The organism is Photobacterium sp. SKA34 (assembly GCF_000153325.1).
In the GTDB taxonomy this organism is placed as follows: Bacteria; Pseudomonadota; Gammaproteobacteria; order Enterobacterales; family Vibrionaceae; genus Photobacterium.
In genome coordinates this window covers 119,427-140,164 of the sequence record NZ_CH724141.1, presented here as the reverse complement: position 1 = coordinate 140,164, position 20,738 = coordinate 119,427, and the positions used below count along the sequence as shown (strand labels likewise).

14 protein-coding genes and 1 pseudogene are annotated in these 20,738 nt (G+C 38.3%); 8 read left to right on the top strand and 7 right to left on the bottom strand.

Features of this window, described 5'->3' with window-relative positions:
- The 3 genes from SKA34_RS01990 to SKA34_RS01980 all read right to left on the bottom strand — a co-directional run.
- A partial coding sequence (locus SKA34_RS01990; protein WP_006643819.1) for an MFS transporter occupies positions 1–1,129 on the bottom strand: 1,129 nt, incomplete at its 3' end.
- A gap of 535 nt (positions 1,130–1,664) precedes the next feature.
- Complete coding sequence (ylqF, locus tag SKA34_RS01985) at positions 1,665–2,621, bottom strand: ribosome biogenesis GTPase YlqF (protein WP_039859593.1); 957 nt, start codon at positions 2,619–2,621, stop codon at positions 1,665–1,667.
- Positions 2,622–3,192: 571 nt separating this feature from the next.
- Positions 3,193–3,648, bottom strand: a complete 456-nt coding sequence (locus tag SKA34_RS01980; RefSeq protein WP_006643817.1) for an Lrp/AsnC family transcriptional regulator — start codon at positions 3,646–3,648, stop codon at positions 3,193–3,195.
- 141 nt (positions 3,649–3,789) lie between these two features.
- On the opposite strand from SKA34_RS01980, the gene SKA34_RS01975 reads away from it, so the two are divergent.
- Positions 3,790–5,601, top strand: coding sequence for a PLP-dependent transferase (locus SKA34_RS01975; protein WP_006643816.1), 1,812 nt, complete (start codon positions 3,790–3,792; stop codon positions 5,599–5,601).
- A gap of 170 nt (positions 5,602–5,771) precedes the next feature.
- Here SKA34_RS01975 and SKA34_RS01970 read toward each other — a convergent pair whose 3' ends face one another.
- Complete coding sequence (locus SKA34_RS01970; RefSeq protein WP_039859590.1) at positions 5,772–7,754, bottom strand: FUSC family membrane protein; 1,983 nt, start codon at positions 7,752–7,754, stop codon at positions 5,772–5,774.
- Between the two features lie 707 nt (positions 7,755–8,461).
- Here SKA34_RS01970 and SKA34_RS01965 point away from each other — a divergent pair.
- The 5 genes from SKA34_RS01965 (at position 8,462) to SKA34_RS01945 (ending at position 15,540) form a co-directional block, all read left to right on the top strand.
- A complete protein-coding gene (locus SKA34_RS01965; protein WP_232284199.1) occupies positions 8,462–9,967 on the top strand; it encodes a methyl-accepting chemotaxis protein in 1,506 nt (501 codons plus the stop codon).
- A gap of 206 nt (positions 9,968–10,173) precedes the next feature.
- On the top strand, positions 10,174–11,139 hold the full coding sequence (locus SKA34_RS01960) for a LacI family DNA-binding transcriptional regulator (RefSeq protein WP_006643812.1): 966 nt from the start codon (positions 10,174–10,176) through the stop codon (positions 11,137–11,139).
- 118 nt (positions 11,140–11,257) lie between these two features.
- Positions 11,258–12,988 (top strand): alpha-glucosidase, encoded by a 1,731-nt coding sequence (locus tag SKA34_RS01955; protein WP_006643811.1) that lies wholly within the window; start codon positions 11,258–11,260, stop codon positions 12,986–12,988.
- 56 nt (positions 12,989–13,044) lie between these two features.
- Positions 13,045–14,667 carry a PTS transporter subunit IIBC gene (locus SKA34_RS01950; protein WP_006643810.1) on the top strand — a complete coding sequence of 541 codons (1,623 nt, stop codon included), beginning with the start codon at positions 13,045–13,047 and terminating at the stop codon, positions 14,665–14,667.
- Between the two features lie 66 nt (positions 14,668–14,733).
- Positions 14,734–15,540: an endonuclease/exonuclease/phosphatase family protein gene (locus SKA34_RS01945; protein WP_006643809.1), complete on the top strand. Its 807-nt coding sequence runs from the start codon at positions 14,734–14,736 to the stop codon at positions 15,538–15,540.
- A gap of 47 nt (positions 15,541–15,587) precedes the next feature.
- On the opposite strand, the gene SKA34_RS01940 is transcribed toward SKA34_RS01945, so the two are convergent.
- A complete protein-coding gene (locus SKA34_RS01940) occupies positions 15,588–16,523 on the bottom strand; it encodes a LysR family transcriptional regulator (protein WP_006643808.1) in 936 nt (311 codons plus the stop codon).
- A 267-nt stretch (positions 16,524–16,790) separates the two neighbouring features.
- Here SKA34_RS01940 and SKA34_RS01935 point away from each other — a divergent pair, with 267 nt between their 5' ends.
- Complete coding sequence (locus SKA34_RS01935; RefSeq protein ID WP_006643807.1) at positions 16,791–17,525, top strand: beta-ketoacyl-ACP reductase; 735 nt, start codon at positions 16,791–16,793, stop codon at positions 17,523–17,525.
- Between the two features lie 493 nt (positions 17,526–18,018).
- On the opposite strand, the gene SKA34_RS01925 is transcribed toward SKA34_RS01935, so the two are convergent.
- Complete coding sequence (locus SKA34_RS01925) at positions 18,019–18,486, bottom strand: TOBE domain-containing protein (protein WP_006643806.1); 468 nt, start codon at positions 18,484–18,486, stop codon at positions 18,019–18,021.
- 377 nt (positions 18,487–18,863) lie between these two features.
- Here SKA34_RS01925 and SKA34_RS01920 point away from each other — a divergent pair, with 377 nt between their 5' ends.
- A complete protein-coding gene (locus SKA34_RS01920) occupies positions 18,864–19,304 on the top strand; it encodes a hypothetical protein (protein WP_006643805.1) in 441 nt (146 codons plus the stop codon).
- A 19-nt stretch (positions 19,305–19,323) separates the two neighbouring features.
- Here SKA34_RS01920 and SKA34_RS01915 read toward each other — a convergent pair.
- Positions 19,324–20,738, bottom strand: a pseudogene (locus SKA34_RS01915) (IS66 family transposase); the annotation flags it as partial.

Below are 20,738 nucleotides of genomic sequence, written 5' to 3'. Positions count from 1 at the left end.
AACTTGCTACTAGCATGTAAATTGCCGTTGCAAGTAGAACAATGAAGAAAAAATCCATTATTCCATTTTGTTCTGCCATAAAGCTGTTAGCACCAATTGGGCCAAGTGCTGAACCAATGCTGTAACTAAAGAGCATAACTTGTGTTGCGGCAACAATATATGATGAATCCAAGTTGTCACACGCTAAAGTAATTGCGATTGGGTAAAGCGCAAAAGCAGACATGCCTAACAACGCCAGTGCAGTGATGAGAACTACATAGTCTGACGATAGGTAAGTAATACCCATAGCAAAAACACCAAGCAAAGACATTAAAGCAAGCAATAACGTTTTACTCATTTTAATTGAAAGTTTGCTAATTACAGGTTGAATTACCATACCACCAAGGATGGTTGCAGCCATCAATACGCCTACTTGATCTGTTGTTAGAGCGCTTTGCTTCAATGCTAAAGGCATTAAACCGTAGATACTGCCCATTACAACACCAGAGGTTATACAGCCAATAATCGCAGGCTTACTTAAACGTGCAATTTGCTTTATTGATAACACTTGGTGTGCATCACTGCTAGGTTGACCTTGTTTTACAAACAGAGGCGGTAAAATAGCGATTAACAATAGTACTAGAATAACGATAAAAGGAATAAACCCTTTAACACCAAACATACCTACAGCTAATTGACCAACAGTGGTACCACCATAGAGTGAGGTCATGTAAAAACCAAGACGTTTTGCTCGCTCTTTCGGGTTATCACCAATAAGTAGCCATGATTCAACAACAACGAAAATACCCGCAACGGCCATACCAGCAATTAGGCGTGCAAATAGCCATACTTCCTTATTTGGAAACATGGGTAAAACTGCAACAGTTGCTGCTAGCAAACTTAAAAAAGTAATAAAAGCCACACGGTGACCAATCTTTGCAATAATTGGCTCGATCATCGTTGAACCAATAAGAAGGCCAATGTAATAGATGCTTGCTAACCAACTCGCATAACTGCTATCAATTTTAAAATTTGTTAATGATAATGGGACCAAGCTCATTAGGTAGCCTGATGCGATTGCGAATACAGTTAGTCCAGCAACAGGCACAAAAATGCCGCCGCTTTTGCGACAAGTAGTGATGTCTTGCACTACCTTGGTCTCCAAGTGAAATGTTTGAAATAATCTGTCTTTATTTAAGGTAAATACGCTTAGAAAACGAAAAACCAGAAATCAAGGAATGATCACTGGAGATAACAAGACAGAGCTGTTTAAAAAAGTGTTTTATTAGAAAACGCGGCGATTATTGACGCTAACCTGGCATTAGTAAAATGAGAAAAACTAATGCGAAATGTGACTTTTCAATACATTGAGTAATGCCAAAAAATAATCGTTAGAGTAGTGATAATTAAAATGAGCACAAAATCACACATTTTCTGATTAATATATTTGTTTTGAATGAATTAAAGCCGATTTAACTGATGTAGAGTAGGCGTGAAAATCAAATAATCATTAGTGTTATAATTGTTGCTATATACAAAAAAATGGCAAATTAAAGCTAATTTTCATCAAAATAATATAAAAAAATTAGTTTCGAATGAAGAGTTTGGATTACACATATTAAAAAGCCACCTTCCTGTAGTGGTATGGCACTATAGGAAGGTGGCTTTTTATATTTTGAAATCGATTAACGTTTATTTTTTAGGTAGCGTTTACGTCGTTCTTCTTTCTTTTTAATCTTTTGTTCTGCTTTGCGTTCAGCTTCTTCTGCCACATTGATCAGCTCTTCAGTGATCATATCTGGGTGCTCAAGAGTGATGTTACCAAGTGTACCGTTACGCAATTCATTGATGAGGATGACAGAAGCTTTGTGCAGATCAACATGACCACCACCTTTTAAACAACCACGCTTGCGCCCGATCTCTTCCATTAGCTCAATTTCAGATTCTGGCAGATCATCATCAAGGTTATAACGTGCCTTAATCATATCTGGGTATGCTTTGATCAGGTATTCAATTGTAAAGAAACCAACATCGATATAATCCATCGCGGTATCTTTAATTGCACCTGTTGCAGCAAGGCGGAAACCACTGTGTGGGTTTTCCACTTTTGGCCATAGAATTCCCGGTGTATCAGAAAGCAGTACACCGTTGTCTAGGTTAATGCGTTGCTGTTGGCGTGTTACAGCAGGTTGGTTTCCTGTGATTGCAACAGTTCGGCCTGCAAGTGCATTGATAATGGTTGATTTACCAACGTTAGGAATCCCCATGATCATGGTACGAATTTTTTTACCTGCTTCTTCACGGTGAGGTGCAAGCTTACGGCATAAATCCATGATCTGATTAACTTCATTTAAGTTTTCAGTGGTGACAGCAATGGCTTTAACGCCTTGCTCTTTTTCAAGGTGATCGATCCAAAGTTGTGTCATCTCAGGATCAGCCAAGTCACGCTTGTTCAAAACTTTAACAACAGGCTTACCGTCATTGGTATTGCGGAACGATTTTATCAGTGGGTTTTCACTACTAAATGGGATACGAGCATCTAAAACTTCGATGATCACATCAACTTTCGGCATTGCCTCTTCAATTTCTTTGCGGGCTTTGTGCATGTGCCCTGGAAACCACTGAATGCTATTACTCATTATTTATGTACTCTTTATTTTTTCTAGGTGTCCCTTGGGGTACTACCTGGGGTACTAAAATCTATTGCAAGAAATTAGAGGTTCTATCTTGCATTAATAAGTTATTGAAAGAAATTCTATCACATTTGATAGTAGATAACTCTTAAATGATAAAGAGGATTGGACTCCTTCTTAGTGTCCAAAAGCCTAATTGAAGTGAGTTAGGACAACAACAAACGTAAGCAATACCTGATAGGGTTGGGAAAGAGTAAAAAACACCAGAAATAATCTCTAGTCTTGGTATGGATTATGTTGAATATACCATGTCTAGATATCAGAAAATCTATAGGCAGTTGGCTAATCACAAATGAGTTAGCTTTTCTGTTAACTTGTAATTGCCCCAAAGTTACTTAGTACAAATACTCATAAATATCCTATTAACGTGATTCTGGATTAGTTTTATTAGGTTAATTTTATCTATTAGTTAAACGTCACTTTTGAAGCTCTCATGCGCAAAACAATGTCCTAATTTAATACTTTGAAACTAGAAACGTTATTAACAAAATCACAATGTATATTTTGTTTTTTTCTTTATTCATCTTATAGGCAACTTGGTCTTTGTTTTGACTTGTCCAAATGCAAAGCTAGATTCAATCGAAGCTATATTGGGTAGGCGAGTCAACTGCTTGCGGATAAACAGCTCGTAGCTTTTTAGGGATTCACTGACCACATGAAGAAGGTAGTCGTGGTTACCTGTCATCAAAAAGCACTCTAACACCTCATCAATCGCTTCAATGTGTAGCTCAAAGTCTTGCATGTTCTCTTCTGTCGGCTTTTCAAGCTTTACCAACACGAACACATTTACGTGAAGGCCACATGCATCTTGATCAACACTGGCGTGATAGCCCCTAATGATACCTTGTTTCTCCAATGCTCGAACTCGGCGTAGGCAAGGGGAGGGGGAAAGCGATACGCGATCGGCTAATTCTTGGTTTGTGAGGCGCGCGTTGCCTTGCAGCTCATCAAGTATTCTTTTATCGATCTCATCCATTAGTATATTCCATCAATATTGTGGTTTATTTAGCAATATTATTGCTCAAAGTGTATGTCTTACTACGTAAATAGCAATCATTAACATCTGTCCGACACTAGAATTAAAGAAATACAACAAGGATGGAATGTCTCAGCAATTATGAATACTTCAACTCAACTAAGCCCATTGCGTAAAACAACCAAACACGAACAAGCAGAAGCCCTTGCTATTGAGCAAGCAAAACATTTTGGTATCGATCCAAATAGCGATTATGGAGCCACGCTGGTGGAATTGGCGACGACGTTGTACAAAGCCAATACCAAGACTCACGATCTCTGGGCGATAACGGTTGATGGCCTTTCAGAGCTGGATAAGAGTGACCGCATCGCTTGGTTTAACGCAAAACGTTTCCTATCATTCCAGATCGCGAAAATTCTCGATAACCTACAAAATCCAATGCGCGCGACATACCAATCTATCGCGACTAACAATGGTAATTTTGCCTCAAAAGGCGCGTATCCTATCTTCGATAATGTGGCGGCTATTTTTTCTGCAAGCCCAGTGATTACTCGGACTGCAACCTATTTGTTTGCGTGTACCGAGTGGATTGAAGACGCATTCAACGGTAAAGAGCCATTGCACGATATTTATTCTCGACTGCTTAATCCAACCTCAATCTCTCTGGCGAACCACATGGTTGATCTTGAGGCAGGAACGAGAGCCAACGAATACTTGGCATGGAACTTTAATTCGGGTATGGCGGCTATAGATGGCTTACTTAGTCATTTACTTGGGCATGAAGACATTGTGTTGGCTTCACGTAATATCTACGGCGGTTCGTACCAACTCTTGGAAGATTGGTTTGGTAAGCCCTCTAACTTGAATGTCGCGGTAGAGTGGGTGGATGGTTACTCTGGTGATGAATTTGCGACTCGCCTTGATGAGGTTGCACTCAAGTATGCAGATCGCCTCGCAGGAGGTAAGAAGATATACGTTTACCTCGAGTCACCGTGTAACCCACATGGCTATGTATTAGATGTCTCCAATATCAGTAAAGCAGCCCACTCTCGCGGGTGGGATGTTATCGTCGACTCAACAGTCGGTACGCCATTACTTCATCCTGTACTTAAACGCGATGATGTAATGGAAAGACCGGATTACGTGATTCACTCTTACACCAAAGAACTAGCAGGCTCAGGTACCACAACGGCCGGTGTCGTGATTGGCCGCAACGAGACCATGTTTGTACCTAAAGGAGAGGAGGTGATATTCACCAAACCTAATGGTGATGAGGCGACAATTCCATGGAGTGAAACCCTGTTTTGGAATGTTTACTACATCAAAGGTGCCTTCTTAGATGCAGACAAAGCGTTTGAAGTACTCAACGGCATGAAAACTTATGAGATGCGAGTGGTGCAGAAAACTATTAATACACTGACTCTGGCTCTGATCTTTGATGCTCACCCAGACATCAATGTCTCATGCCCTGCTTTAACTGATAGCGATAACTATGAGCATTGCCAGAACAATATGTATCTCGGACTGCCAGCAGCGCTGTTTACTATCGATATGGAGGGCAGCGGCGATCGTGCGCCAATTAATCGTGACGGGTTTAAACAGTTCTTCGACATGCTCGAACCCGCTATTGGCATGCAAGTGAGCTTGGGGCAAACCAACACAGTTGCCTTATGTCCGGCATTGACCACCCACTCAGAGTTGAGCGACGACGCGCTCAATGAAGCGGGTATTAAGCCAACGACTATGCGTATCTCTATTGGGTTAGAAGATCCTCGCATGTTTATCGCACATATTATCGAAGCCGCTAAGTTGTCGATTGACTGTAAACATGTCGATTTCTCATCGAGCTTTCCAAGTAATGAGCGTATTGATGAGATCTATATGCAAACCTATATGGACGTTCACCAAAGGTTTGTGAAGAGCCTGCCCAAGTTTGGACAACTTAGTCAGTAAGAAGCTCAAAATATAAGGTAATAAGAAAGAGTACCCTCAAATAGTATTATTCGGTAGGGGGGCTTCAAAGAAATCTTTATTATCCGGTTGGCTCTGCATAATGGATCGGTGAATATAGGAACCACTTAACATGATAAAAAGCCCGATAATAATTATCGGGCCTTCTAGAGTTAAATATTCTTAATATTGATTGAGGATGTAAATAAGTTCACTTCTTTTGCTAATAACTTGAGCAGAGTATGGTTATCAAGCTTATATATATCGTTTTCAATATAGATGAAAGATTGATAAATCAACTGTTCTTGCTTTGATATTTGCTTAAATAGCTCTGCGTGGTTTTGCGATTTTTTAAGCGTTTTATCTAGCTCTGTTAAAGATGTAATAGCACTATCAAGGTCTGTATTAATGGTAGAATCCAATGATAAAGAATGTTTGTTTTCATTCAGTTGGGTTAATATACGCAAGATAATATTAGAACTGCGACTGCATAATAAAATGTGTTCACCCGTTTGTGACTTTCTATGTGGTTCACCTAAATAGCCCATCCAATGATCAAATAGGTTGGTATCGTTAACCACGCAATCCTGATAGTGACGTTGTAACTTGATTGTTGTGCAATCGGATTTATCTGTTAAATAGATTTTTAGATAAACCAGATAATCTATGTAGCCAGTTGTTGTGGTCGTTAGTTGAGTAGGGAACAGTTTCTTATTCCAACCAGGTGATAAGATAAATACAAATAATAAAGGCAAGAAAACACCTAGAACAGTGCTGTCTAGGCGAGGTAAAAGAATATTGTCGCCTTGTCCGTTTAGAGAAAAGCCTGCGAATACAAACAAAGTCACGCAGAATACCGCAAAGCCGTAATGACGTGCAGAGGTATGGAAAAAAAGTATTACACCGATACAAAATATGAACGGCAGAATGCTTGTAGATACTTGGAAGTTCAGCAATGCAACAATAACCAATAAACCACAAATTGTACCGGTTAATCGTTGAAGTAATCGTGTCCACGTCATCGATAAATTAGGACGTAATACCAATAAACTGGTCATAAGAGTCCAAAAACCAAAGTCTAAGTTTAATGTTCGAACAATGATTAACCCCGTTGCTAAACTTAATGTTCCGCGAAGTGCATGTCGAAAATAACTCGATTTTAACGTCATTTGACTGGTTAACTTAGAGGCTAATTCTGGCCATTTCCATGACACAACAATTGGCTTAATAATGCTAGAGCTTAATGTTTGATTTGTTTGTTGGCTCAACTGTTGAAGTGTTAAGTAGATAATATCCAGTTTATTAATATATGAAAGCGCAGCTAATGCTTCCTCTTTTATATTTTCTTGTATCGTATATTGGCGTAACTCTTCGAAGTCGATACTAGGAACGTTTATACGATGAACATTGTCGACAGTCACTTGCCCAAAATATTGACTTATTTTTAACGTTGCTTGGTGAATCTTATCTAACCATTCAGGACATGTTTGTTGTAGATTTGAAGTGGGAATGAAATAAAGCAAACGTGTTTGTTCGTTAATACGTTCAGCCACTTTTAAGAAACGATAAATGTCTTGCAGTTTTGCGCTATCTTCACCAGCAGTAAATTGCTGGTGAATTCGACCTTCTAAGGTGTGAGATAAACCCGCAATTTGGGATCGTAATTGCGCTGATTTAATAAACAACTCATTTTTGTCGGAAGAAAAAATAAATCCGTGATCGTGAGTGATAAGCTTTTTAGCAATAGCTTGATACAAATCAGACAGGATGTCTTTGGATTCTTGATTCGGAAGAAAGTAGATGGCTAACGCTTGCCAAAAAATGTACCACAAAGCGCCACACGTTAACCACAAAGGAACAAGCCAAATAGGTCGACCATCTAAATGCAGTAACATAGCGTATATAGCGAGTAATATGGAGGCAAAACCGAGCGCACCTAGTCTTGGGCTTAAAACAGCCAACATAAACAAACTAAAACTGACAATAGTTAAGCTAATAACAAATAAAACTGAATGTGGGAAAACGGCTTCAGTACCTAAACTAATAAGAAAGAAAACAGGAATAGCGATACAAAAATCAAGAATGCGATATTTTGTCACACTTGACGTATCAGCAAAGCCACAGCTAATACTACCCAGTGAAAATGCAATCCCCATGGTTACATGGCCCATCAGGAAAAAAGGTACTGAGCAGGTAATGAAGCTAAATGCAGCGATGTTAGTTCTAAAATTGAGTAAAGTCCGTAAAGTAGGGTAACGGAGGAGTATGTTATATAAGTTCATAGTGTATTAAATATCGTCATATGTGCGATTTGCTTCGTCAATCATAATCTCTTTTTAAAAAGAGTGAAGGCTTTATTAGTATATTTTATCTTTATTAGGTATTTATTTTGATTAATTATTCCTTAATTATGATTTAATATTCCAACCATGAATTAAGAAATTAGACTAATATACTGTATTTAATTCGAATGAAGACTTTATAGCTGGTAATTATCAAGTATCATATTGCTCAATAAAATATTTAATTATTTAAAGCATGTTTTTTATATTTATTAAATTAATGACTAAATAAAAATGCATAAGATTGAGTAACTAATAAATAACAATTAACCATATTGATTTTAAATGACTTATCATTTTTTACAAATATATTAATAAAGTTATTGATATATTTATATAATACTGTTTATGATGCGCTCAATAAAAAACGAATACAAACAACATGGAGATAGTTGTTAATGTTTTTACTTAATAATTTGTCAATAAAACTGCAGTTAGTTATTCCCGTTATATTCATGGCAGTTTTATTGTTTATTGTACTAATGTTTGGGCGAAACAACCTTATTGAAAGTGTTGATAAAATGAATTCAACCACACAATTAGCCGTTGAAGCGAAAGATAGTACCGCGAGTTTAATAAGTAATAGTTATGCAATGAGAGTAAGTGCAATTTATGCGCTTTATGATAAAGATTTATTATCGCGTTTATCAAAGTCTCTTGATAGTAGCGAGTTAAGTAATAAAAAAGCGATTGCAAAGTTGCAAGAAATACCTGAAATCAACCAAGAATTAGAAGCATTTCGAACATTAATGATCAGCTATATTAGCTTTAGCCGTGACACGATGTTAGAGGTACTTGATCTTAGGCATTCAGGTCAAATAAGTGATTCTGAATATCAAAAATATATTGTTAAATATCGCCAATTAGGTGATGACATGATTTCAGCAATTGATGCTTTAGATAAACGTGTTAATTTAACCGCAGATGCTTATATTGCACAGCAGAAGAAAGAGCATGGGCAAACAATAAATGCGATTGGATATGAATTTATCATTACATTGGTAATTGCCATTGTTATTTGTTTGGTTATTGGTTCACTGATCGTTAAGCCAATTACTATTTTACAACGAGCGATGCAGAAAATAGCTGACGGTAATTTACAAGATGAAATTGCAGTTGGCGGTACCAATGAAGTGGGCGAATTAGCTCGTAATTTAAATCGCATGATTGTCAAGTTACGTTCAACAGTGGCGGTATTAAATGATGTGGGTCGTAATGTCGCTTCCTCATCGACTGAACTATCAATTGTGATGAAAGATTCAGAGACTCACGCAAATAGCCAAGTGATTGAGATTGAGCAAGTTGTAACAGCAATCGATCAATTAACGACAACGGCACAAGAAGTCACTCAAGCGGCACAAAAATCTGATGAAAACTCAAAAAGTGCTAGTGAGCTAGCGAACAAGAGCCTTGACTTGTTTTCTAACAACCAGCAAGCAAATGAAGAAATGGCTGAATCATTAGTAGAGGCCGCTGATGTTGTTGCGCAACTAAAAGTACAATCGGCGCAAATTAGCCAAGTTATCGACTCGATTCAAGGCATTTCTGAACAGACAAATCTACTGGCACTTAATGCAGCGATAGAAGCGGCACGTGCAGGAGAAAGTGGTCGTGGTTTTGCGGTGGTAGCTGATGAAGTGCGACAGTTAGCAGCAAGAACGCAAGCATCAACAAAAGAGACACAGCAGATTATAGAACGTTTGCAAGATCAATCGACTTCAGCAAATGAGCGTATGCAATCTGCTATTGATACATTAGAAAGAAATAAGTTAGTTGCCTCTCAAGCAAATGAAGCGCTAGAAGGTATCACTGCTGCTATTTCAATGAATAGTGATATGAATACCCATGTTTCAACGGCTTCTGAAGAGCAGTTACAAGTAACAATGGATATCAGTAATAGTATTGAGAATATTCATCATATCATTCGACAAAATGCATCAGGTTTAAGCCAGTGTACGGTTGCAAGTGAAGAGTTATCCGATCTTGCTGAAAAGCAAAGCGAACAGTTGAAATTCTTTAGGTGCTAATTAAGCCTATCAAAATCCAAAGTCTCGCTTTATAGCGAGACTCTTTGTTCAACGAATATAACTTTGGATTCATAAAATAAATACTTGATATACTGATGTTTTAGTGGTCTAGTTTTACGGAATATTTAATCTTTCTCTGATTTGTCTTTTAATTGATTAAGCATTGATAAGATATCTTTTTGAAACATCTCAAGTAGTGAAAATTTATGACTCAAAAAATGACAATGGCAGAGATTTCTAAGCAATTAGGGATCTCAAAAATGACGGTATCACGGTATTTTAATGGCGGTTACGTTTCAGAAGAAAACCGAATAAGAATTGATGCTATTGTTAAAGAAAATCACTATATCCCGAATAAATTTGCTCGATCTATTCGTAGTCAATCGAATATTATCGGGTTTATTGCACCACGTATTGAATCCTACACAACGAGCCTTGTTATTAAAGGTGCCTTAGCGGCAGCGAATGAATCTAATGTTCGTATGCTGTTTCATGCAACAGGTTTTTGTCATGAATCTGAACGTCAAGCCGTCAGTGAATTTAATGGTTTAAATGCATTAGGGACGATTATTATTGCCTCTAAACACACGGTAATTGAACCCTTTTATAAAGATCTAAAGAGTCTTGTCTTTATTGGGAAATATGTGTCTGAACGATGTTGTTTGTTTTACCCTGAACAATCGGCTATTACTGAACTTGTTTCACAAACATTGGTGACACTTGACGCTCAAAAGGCAGCCGTTTTAGGCGTGCAGTATATTTATGATGAACGTATGCTTTCCAGTCGAACATCAGTCATTAAACAAGCGCTTGACCAATATGCCACCGAACTTCCTCGAGAATTTCACTCTTTACAAGATTCCGAACAAGCAGAATCCTATCAAACTATCAGTCTTAAACCGCAATATATATATTTTTGTGCAACAGACAATATTGCTATTCGTTTATACCGTCGCGCTAAGGAATTGAAGCTTCAAATAGGTAAAGATATTTGGGTTGTAGGGATTGGTGATTATGAATTTAGTGATTTGCTAGTGCCAAGTTTAACGTCTGTTTCTTTTAATTATTATGAAATGGGTTATCAAGCGGTAAAGAAATTAATCCGACGCGATTTTAGTTCTGTTGAAGGCGAATTTGAGTTAAAAACCCGAGAGAGCTCTCAATTTATCTAAAAGTCTTTTGCGCTATTTTAGAATAAGATCTACCTTTTGTGTTATCGGTAACACAGTTTTTTTATCGCCATGTGTTACCGATAACACATGGCGAGAATTTAGGCTTATAGGTAAATGCATGGTTCAGCCCAATCAAAAACAAGAAACACTTGTATGGTGGAAAGAAGCAACGGCCTATCAAATTTACCCTCGTAGTTTTTACGATAGTAATGCTGATGGAATAGGGGATATCCCAGGGATTATTACAAAATTAGATTATCTAGCTGATTTAGGGGTTGATCTAGTATGGATTTGTCCTTTTTATCAATCACCTAATGATGACAATGGTTACGATATAAGTGACTATCAAGCCATTCACCCAGACTTTGGCTGTTTGGATGATGTTGATCGTTTAATTCGAGAAGCACATAAACGTGGAATTAAAATTATCATTGATTTGGTGATAAACCACACCAGCGATGAGCATCCTTGGTTTATTGAATCTCGTCAAAATAGAAATAGCGCTAAACGAGATTGGTATATTTGGAGAGATGGTTCAGAAGCGACAACAGAGAAACCGACCAATGAACCAAATAATTGGGAGAGTATTTTTCACGGTAGTGCGTGGCAGTACGATGCTGAGACTGCACAGTATTATTTACACCTTTTCTCGTCAAAACAGCCTGATCTGAACTGGGAAAACCCTGAAGTGAAAGCCGCTTTATTTTCCATGATTCATTGGTGGCTTGAACGTGGTATTGATGGGTTTCGTGTTGATGCGATAAGCCATATCAAAAAGCAGGCTAACTTACCTTCGTTACCGAATCCAAATGGGGATAATTACGTTTCATCGTTTAAATATCACATGAACGTTAAAGAGATTGAAGAACACCTTCATGAACTTCGTGATAAAGCTTTTTCACCGTTTGATATTGTAACTGTCGGTGAGGCAAATGGTGTTGCTGCTGAAGAGGCGCTAACGTGGGTTGCGGAAGAAACAGCGACAAATAAAGCTGGTGTTTTCAATATGATTTTTCAATTTGAGCACATGAACTTATGGTCAGAAGACACTAATCAATCAAGTTTCAACTTAGTCGAATTTAAGCAGATCCTTACAAGATGGCAAAATGCATTGGAAGGGATGGGATGGAATGCTTTATATCTAGAAAACCATGACCAAGCACGAAGCATCAATACATTTGGTAATCCAAATTATCGTTATGCCAGTGCAACAGCCCTTGCGACTTGTTATTTTTTAATGAAAGGCACTCCTTTTATTTATCAAGGACAAGAACTAGGTTTAGTGAATTATCACTTTACTTCACTTGATCAGTTTGACGATATCTCTGCTAGAAACCTTATTAATAAACTCAAACACCAAGGAAAAAGTGAACAATATATTCTCTCTTTACTCAATAGAGTATCTCGCGATCATAGTCGTTTGCCAATGCCGTGGAATAGCGAAGAGAATGGTGGTTTTTCGACAGTAACACCTTGGATAACGGTTAACCCAAATTATGAGCTGATTAACGTTTCAGAACAACTTAACAATCAAAACTCAGTTTTGCAATTTTACAAGCAGCTTATTGGGCTTAGAAAACAGCATAAGTCTCTTATTATTGGGCGTTATAAATTGATACTCGCAGATGACCCTAATATCTATGCATATCAACGTATTAGCGATGATTGTACATGGACAATCATCACGAACCTTAGTGATAACGTTGCTAAGGTTGATATTGACCGCTCTGCGCTTGGCGATTTAATACTTGATAATCAAACGGGTAATAATGAAAGCGCGATGACAAATTTTGAGAAGACAGGTCTTGCATCAGCTTACGGTGCATACGTCTTTATGACAAAGCATTAATCATATGTAGGGTAGGTGATTAAGGCTAACCTACCAGCTCTATAAAGGACCTAGTAATGAGTAAATTGTTATCGTTTGATTTTTGGCAACGATTTGGTAAGTCGTTGATTGTAGTTATTGCTGTAATGCCAGCAGCCGGCATTATGATTTCGCTTGGTAAAGTACTTGCGATGTATGCTGGTGGGTTAGGCGCACTCGAAACCCTTGGTCATATTATGGAAAACATTGGCTGGGGTATCATCGTTAATTTGCATTTATTATTTGCAGTAGCGATTGGTGGTTCATGGGCAAAAGAGCGAGCTGGTGGTGCATTTGCCGCGTTAATCGCCTTTATTTTAATTAACCGGACGACAGGCGTTATATTTGGGGTCAATACCAGTATGATGACTGACCCTAATGCTATTGTAACCAGCCTATTTGGTACTGATTTACCTGTGACACAATTTTTTACCACAATATTAGGTGCGCCAGCACTTAATATGGGGGTGTTTATCGGCATTATTTCAGGTTATCTCGGTGCAAACTTATACAATCGCTATTACGATTACTCTCGATTACCTGAAGCCTTAGCCTTTTTTAATGGTAAAAGGTTTGTTCCTTTTGTTGTGATTTTTTACTCCGTAATCATTGCTTTTGTTTTAGCCGTTATTTGGCCGTTAGTGCAAGGCGCATTGAATGATTTTGGATTGTGGATTGCCTCATCTAAAGACAGCGCACCAATTATTGCCCCTTTTGTTTATGGTACGCTTGAGCGTTTATTACTGCCATTTGGTCTACATCATACTTTAACGATCCCGATGAACTACACCGAGTTAGGTGGAGCTTATCAATTACTAACAGGTCCAAATGCAGGAACTAGTGTGTATGGACAAGATCCATTATGGCTTGCTTGGGTTAGTGATCTTAACAACATTAGATTAACCGATCCGGCGATGTATCAGCAGCTTTTAGATACAGTTCATCCTGCACGCTTTAAAGTCGGGCAGGTTATTATCGCAACATCTTCTCTTATTGGTATTGGTTTAGCGATGTATCACAGTGTCGATCATGACAAACGTTTGCAATATAAACCAATGTTTCTCTCTGCGTGTCTTGCTGTTTTACTAACAGGCGTAACTGAACCTATTGAGTTTATGTTTATGTTCATCGCACCTGTATTGTATGTCGCTCATGCCTTGTTTACGGGGATTGCTTTTGCACTTGCAGACTTCATTGATCTGCGCATTCATGCATTTGGCTTAATTGAGTTGTTAACGCGTGTACCAATGATGATATCAGCAGGGATAGGAAGCGATTTGATCAGCTTTATTATTGTGTGCATCGTTTTCTTTGCTGTTAATTATGGCTTATTCCGATTTTTAATCATGAAGTTTAACTTACCAACGCCAGGCCGTGCCGGTAATTATATTGATGAAAAATCAGATACGATGTCGCAGGACGATAAGCTGGAAATTATTATCCAAAACTTAGGTGGGCGCGATAATATTTCTGAAATCGATGCGTGCATGACACGTTTACGTATTACGGTAAAAGATCCTTCATTAGTTGCAGATTATACGTTGTGGAAATCTACTGGTGCGATGGGGCTAGTCGTGAAAGAGCAAGGTGTTCAAGCAATTTATGGTCCTGGCGTTGATGTTATTAAATCAGGTCTAGTTGATAAATTTGCTGCTGTTTAATTTGTGAAAGGTCAGCGTGGCTTCATTGTCACGCTTGATTTTATCGTATTAGTAAGTGATTGAATAATGAAGTTATTAACATTGAACACGCACAGTTGGCAAGAACAAGATCAACTGGAAAAATTAGATATAGTCGCAAAGGCAATCATTGAACAAGATTGTGATGTGATCGCTTTACAAGAAGTGAATCAGCGTTATGACAGTTCTATTATTAATGCATCAACAGTGAGTAATTTCCCTGTTCACTCTGATAATTATGCATATCTGCTACAACAGAGGTTATTGGTGCTGGGTCATCAGTATTATTTAACGTGGGATTTTGTTCATCAAAGTTATGATGTGTACCAAGAAGGGCTTGCATTTTTGAGTCGAGAGCCAGTGATTGAACATCAAGTAATTGATCTAAATGATAACTATGATGAAAATCACTGGAAGCATCGGCGCGCAGTACGGATCACTTTAGGCTATAAAGAACAAACACTGGATATTTACAACTGTCATTGTGGCTGGTGGAATGACGTTGAAAGCCCTTTTCAGCAACATATTGAGCGTATCCAAAGCTGTTTATCTGACCGGTTAAGTCTATTCTTAGGTGATTTTAATACCCCAAGCCATTTAGTCGACGAGGGTTATTCATATCTTATCCAGCAAGGTTTTATTGATACTTATACATCTGCACAGATGAAGGATGATGGTAATACCGTTGTGAAATGCATTGATGGATGGCAAAACAATCATGAAGCATTACGTATTGATTATGTATTTTCTAATCAGGACGTTAGTGTGAGCAGTCATAAAGTAATTTTTAACGGTGATTATTACCCGATAGTGTCGGATCATTTTGGGCTTATAGTTAGCTTAGATCTTCATTAATCTTACTTATATGATTAAAGCCTTGCTTAAAGCGAGGCTTTTTACTATTAAAATGTACGCGGAGTATCACTATTTTTGCGTTGTTGATCGATCTCAGTAACTCGTTTTAAAAGATAATCTTTGAAATTAGCACATCGCGCAGGAATATATTTCCTTGGTTTATAATACAAACTGAGTTCAAATTCGCTACTTACATAATTGTTTAAAACCGTGACTAATCGATCTTCTTGAAGATCGTGTTTAATCAAACTGTAAGGCAGGTAAGCAATCCCACCACCGGCTAGGGCGATATTCTTCAAAATCTCACTGTCGTCTACTTCTACCGATCTAGGTATTTGAACTGAGTTATATTCACCATTTTGTTCAAAAATCCATTTATTTCCACCGACTAATGTTGTTGCAAATAAGCACAAATGCTTTTTTAGATCATGAGGGATTATCGGTTCTCCATAGCGTTGGATATAACTTGGTGAACAACATGCTTTTAAAGGTTCACTGAAAAGTGAACGTTTAACCAGTAAGCTGTCTTTGTTTTGAAAACCGCGGTAAGTTGCATTTGCCCGAATGGCAAAATCGACATCGTGAACATTATCCACTTCAAACGCTGTTTCGATCACAACAAAATTGATAGTAGGGTTATCACTGATATATTCACCAATAATTTTACTTAAAAAATACTTAGCAAACAGTGGGGTACTAGCAATTTTTATGGTGCCAATATCATCATTACCTAAATTTTGTATTTCATTAATAGCATCGGTTATTTGATTATTGATATGGCTAAATTGCTTAAACAGTAAGCTACCAGCTTGTGTTGGTGTGATTTTTCGCGTGGTACGTTTAACAAGGCTAACTCCCATGCTTTCTTCAAGCTCTGTGAGCCAGCGACTTCCAGCTGATGGTGATATACCATATTGCTTTGCAGCATCAGTCACTGAATTGCAACGTACGACATGAAGAAAAAAAACAATTTTGTCTAACATTCGCATTCCTTGCATTGTTAATTTAGGAGTATCGAACGTAAATAGTAACGTTAAAGTTTATGATTTAAAGCTACCTACACGATAATTTTGTTATTTTCTTATTTGTGGAACGTTATTTGATTATATGAAAGAGTGAATTGCTTTAATGCACTGCACGTTAAGATCAAATTCTCTATTATTAGGTTAAGCCGTAAAGATTAGAGCTTATGTATTGGTTGTAATAATAAGTATATAGAGTAAATATGTCTTTTTAAGAGGGGTAGTAAAATGCTAACGGATAAGGTTTGCCTTGTAACTGGTGGTGCTCAAGGTATTGGTCGCTGTATTGTCGAAACCTTTGCTAACCAAGGCGCAAAACAAGTATTTGTTTGTGATATGAATTTTGGCGCTATGGCCGATTTAGAGCAACAATTTCCTAATGTAACTGCACTCGAATTAAATGTGTGCGATAGAGCTAATGTATCAGAGGCGATAACAAAAATCGCACAACAATATGGAACCATTGATGTATTAGTGAATAACGCAGGTATCACACGGGATAACCTAATTGAAAACATGTCGGAGAATGATTGGGATCTTGTCGTTGATGTCAATTTGAAAGGTGTGTTTAACATGACACAAGCCATTGCTCCTTTAATGATGGCTTCAGGTTCGGGCTCTATTATCACAATGTCATCAGTGGTTGGTACAGACGGTAATATTGGTCAAACCAACTATGCAGCGACAAAAGCTGGTGTAATTGCAATGACAAAATCATGGTCAAAAGAGTTTGCACGTAAAGGTGCAAAAGTGCGTGCTAATTGTGTTGCGCCTGGCTTTATTGAAACGCCAATGACAGTCGATTTGCCTGAAAAAGTCATCGATTATATGGTTTCAAAAACGCCGCTAAAACGTATGGGTCAGGCGCAAGATATTGCAAATGGTGTACTATTTTTGGCGAGTGACAATTCAAGCTTCATCACTGGTCAAACATTGAAAGTCGATGGCGGGTTAGTGATATAGATACAATACATAATTTGCCTCCCTATCTATATTTAGGTGAGGGAGGCGTTTTATCTTGTGGCGATGTGTTTATGGAACGATTTAAGCGCGGTATTTTAGTTTTTAAATAGACATTAAAATAAATCAGGTTGAATTTCGATCAATTACAGCGGCCAAATATGGATCAATATTGCTTGCCTGGTTATGTTTTCATACTTAATTGTCAGGGCTGTGCAAAATGTCAAGGGTTTGCCAATATTTTCAATGCTCAATGTTTAAAAAGCATTAAACAGCGGCTAATTGTTCCTTTATGGTTGATGTAGTGGTCGCCTTTTTTATACACAATATAGGTGTTGAGAGTGTAGTTCTATTACTTCTTGCCGTTATTTTATTGTTTTATTCAATGCAGAATGAAAATATTTGGTTAAGCCGTTTAGCACTTATATTAATGGTTTGCGATGGGGCTGCCTTGATGAATAAACAATACCAAGAGTATCAGTCTTTTTCTGAACAATTAAATATAAAGCATGATCACAGTGGTTTGTTGATATTCCATAAACGTGTTAGCACATTGTCGCGATAGTGACTTGGTTTGACTTAAAGAGCGCATAAATAGACATACCGAAACGGAGTTTTTTTCCAATTGAAGTTTTACCGTACTGCCATGGATGATTGTGGCGTAGATATTATGTGCGTCGGTGAACTTTATTGTAACGCGATCATAAAGGCTATGACGCTCGATAGAATCAATATGACCAAAGAATTGATTTCTCGCACCTGTCTGTAATGAAAAACGAGACATGACACCTAATAAGCTATCTAACGGCGCGCTTTCATTATTTAAGGCTTTTAAATCCATATCTTGAATTTGATTGAACAGTTCATACATTTGCACCAAACGTAGACCAAACCGTGTGATCTCAGCGCCACCTTTACCGCCTTTTTCACCTGTTACAAGTGCTGAGCCAGCAAGAATATTCATATCTTTAACGGCATCAAAAGCGGCTTTATAACTAATACCTGCAAGTTTTGCTCCTTTGCTTATCGAACCTGTCTAGTTAATTGCATTGGGTAATGCAATTTTAATAGGGATAATAATAGTATTGTTTTAAATAAACTAATATATAACGTTAATAATCATAAATATTAGTTTTTCTAATATGAAATCAAATTTAGAAACTTAATTATCATTTATAAGTTGATACTGTTTTAAATAAATGGAATTTATATCGAGGAAATAAATAAAATGTTTAATTATCCAGCTAAAAATTGTGATTAAAAAACAGAATTATATATATTAATTTTGATGTGAAAATTTAAATATATTTATTTATGTAGAATTATTTTTAGAAGGTAATTATGAAAATAAAGATTTTAGCAGCTATTGTTTCTATGAGTATATCAAGTTTTGCGGTAGCTGATTCTTCATCAAATTTAATAAAATATGCAAACCCGATGATCGGAACAAATTCACATGGTGATTTTTCTCACGGAAATAAGATGCCATATGTGGCAACACCTATACCAATGACATTATGGACACCACAGATGAATGATGGAAGTTGGGCATATGCTTATTATCATTGTTCAGATAAAGATAGAGCTTGTGTAGATAGTTCTGTTGTTGATCCAATTACAGGTTTTAGGCAGTCTCATTTACCAAGTCCTTGGATAGGAGATTACGGCCATTTTAGTTTAATGCCTATACCTGCAGATAGTGATGTAGGTTCTTTAAAAATTCCTACGGATGCTGTTATTTCATCGGAGAATTTAGGTAAATTTAAAGTAAACGCCCCATGAACCCACGGGGCGATATTTGTTAGTGTTTGAGGTTCCAAGGTAGGAGTGCATCGATATCGGGCTCAGCTTTCGCGAGCTCTTTCATGCACTTGACCATGTAGTCGTAGAGGATAAGGCCGTTGGCTTTCGCAGTCTCGACGATGCTGTAAAGCATCGCACTCGCATCAGCACCATTTGGCGTGTTCGAGAACAACCAGTTCTTTCTGCCAATGACCAGCGGTTTAATTGCGCGTTCAGCGCGGTTATTGTCTATCGATAAGTGACCGTCATCGATATAGCGGATCACCTTCGGCCATTGGCCGAGCGTGTATTTTATCGCTTTACCCAGCGGGCTAGACGCTATCACTTGTTGAGATGTCATCCACTCGTACAACTCGTCCAGTATCGGTTTGCTATGCAGTTGACGTTCTGCTTTTCGTGTTTCGACAGTCGCACCTTTTAAGCGCGATTCTATCCCATAGAGCTTCTGGATTTTGGCCAGCGCTTTATCTGCTTTGCCTGACTTACCTTTACCTTGAAGCTTCTTAGCCTCCATGAACTTTCGCCGTGCATGTGCCATGCAGCCAACATTGGTGACGTGATAAAGACCATCATAGGCACCATAGCCATCGGTTTGTAGATAACCACTGTAATCCCCCAAGAAGGCAACAGGGCATGCCCTCGCGCGACTGTTTTGATAGTCGTACAAGGCAATATTCTTCACATTGGGGAGTGCGGCTTCTGGCGAGTCTGCGCCCGAGCAGTAGAGCCACATGTAACACTGTTTTTCTTCCTTGAGAACATTGAGTGGCGTTTCATCCGCCTGGACCACCACTTGTTGAAGTAGGTGCTCTTTTAGAGCGGCATAGAGTGGTTTGAACTTCTCACTAACTTGGATAACCCATCTGGCCATAGTGGTTCGTGATAGCTCGATTCCCGACTGGGTAAACAGCGACTCTTGGCGGTAAAGTGGCATCGCGTACTGGTATTTGCCAAGAATGATGTTGGCAAGCAAGCTTTCTGTGGCAAAGCTCTTCGGGATAATGCTTTGCGGTGCTGGCTTTTGAACGATGTGATTGCTGTCTTCAGTTTGCTCGCACTGGCGGCAAGCATATTTAGGGCGAACATATTCCAGCACTTTGAGTACGGCTGGCGAAAACTCCAGCTTTTCACTGCTGTCTTCACCGATTTTATGCAGGTCATGATTGCAGCATGCACACTGCTTTTCATGGTCGTCTAAATCAAGTTCGATAACTTCACGAGGTAAGGTCTTTGGAAGAGGCTTACGCTTACCGCGTTTTCTTCGTTGTGGTTGTGGTGGTCGTCGTAACCTCAACCTCTTCTTCCTTAGCGGCTTCACATTCCGCTTCGTTGAAGAGGTCACCTTGAGATTCATCGTAGGGCTTTAACGCCTCCGAGCGTTTTGCGAACTGGCGGTCGAAAGCCAGTTTGAGT

What these genes read in the sequence shown, in the direction of transcription:
- SKA34_RS01960 (WP_006643812.1), top strand. Translation starts at nt 10,174, where the DNA reads ATGACTCAAAAAATGACAATGGCAGAGATTTCTAAGCAATTAGGGATC.
- SKA34_RS01965 (WP_232284199.1), top strand. Translation starts at nt 8,462, where the DNA reads ATGAATTCAACCACACAATTAGCCGTTGAAGCGAAAGATAGTACCGCG.
- SKA34_RS01945 (WP_006643809.1), top strand. Translation starts at nt 14,734, where the DNA reads ATGAAGTTATTAACATTGAACACGCACAGTTGGCAAGAACAAGATCAA.
- SKA34_RS01935 (WP_006643807.1), top strand. Translation starts at nt 16,791, where the DNA reads ATGCTAACGGATAAGGTTTGCCTTGTAACTGGTGGTGCTCAAGGTATT.
- SKA34_RS01970 (WP_039859590.1), bottom strand. Translation starts at nt 7,754, where the DNA reads ATGGGGATTGCATTTTCACTGGGTAGTATTAGCTGTGGCTTTGCTGAT.
- SKA34_RS01950 (WP_006643810.1), top strand. Translation starts at nt 13,045, where the DNA reads ATGAGTAAATTGTTATCGTTTGATTTTTGGCAACGATTTGGTAAGTCG.
- SKA34_RS01955 (WP_006643811.1), top strand. Translation starts at nt 11,258, where the DNA reads ATGGTTCAGCCCAATCAAAAACAAGAAACACTTGTATGGTGGAAAGAA.
- SKA34_RS01925 (WP_006643806.1), bottom strand. Translation starts at nt 18,486, where the DNA reads ATGAATATTCTTGCTGGCTCAGCACTTGTAACAGGTGAAAAAGGCGGT.
- SKA34_RS01980 (WP_006643817.1), bottom strand. Translation starts at nt 3,648, where the DNA reads ATGGATGAGATCGATAAAAGAATACTTGATGAGCTGCAAGGCAACGCG.
- SKA34_RS01920 (WP_006643805.1), top strand. Translation starts at nt 18,864, where the DNA reads ATGAAAATAAAGATTTTAGCAGCTATTGTTTCTATGAGTATATCAAGT.
- SKA34_RS01975 (WP_006643816.1), top strand. Translation starts at nt 3,790, where the DNA reads ATGAATACTTCAACTCAACTAAGCCCATTGCGTAAAACAACCAAACAC.
- SKA34_RS01940 (WP_006643808.1), bottom strand. Translation starts at nt 16,523, where the DNA reads ATGTTAGACAAAATTGTTTTTTTTCTTCATGTCGTACGTTGCAATTCA.